At 40.4% G+C, this 508-nt stretch carries 1 protein-coding gene; it reads right to left on the bottom strand.

Going from position 1 to position 508, the window contains the following annotated elements:
* The coding region (locus ACFIL3_RS11275) for a type IV secretion system protein (protein ID WP_375682321.1) at positions 1–508 on the bottom strand (508 nt) is incomplete at both ends.

Consider the following 508-nt stretch of genomic DNA (forward strand, 5'->3'; position numbering starts at 1 on the left):
CTCAAATAGTTTGCAAAGATATTCATCATCAGATTAAATACAGTTGCTAAGAGTAGAAAGAGGATTATATAATTGGCGACTTGGATTATCCATTGCTCGAAAAGGCGATGAGTTGGTTGCCAGAGCAAAGCAATGATGAAGATTGGCCCCCATCCTACGAGAAGTGCAAGTGCGATTTTTGTCAGGAGCACGAGACCCCCACCGATTGCGACTACGAGGCTTGTTGCTAGCAAGATAATGATGCCTAAGAGACTGTAAAGCAGTCCATTGGACTCGAAGAAGACGGTTTCTTGGAAAAGACGGCCTGCATATTGAAATCCTTTGGTTGCTGCTTTGTCAAGTAAATTCATTAATTGTGTATCATTGAGTGGATTTGTTATGAGCGCTTTTGATAACTCATAGGGCATTTGTGTTATTAAATTTGTGATTTCTGGTTGATAAAGTCCTGTGGTAAGAGCTATTGAAGTAATAATACTTATCCGTAGGAAACGGTTTACGAATCCGGAGA

The organism is Bartonella sp. CE47NXGY (genome assembly GCF_042195415.1).
Taxonomy (GTDB): domain Bacteria; phylum Pseudomonadota; class Alphaproteobacteria; order Rhizobiales; family Rhizobiaceae; genus Bartonella.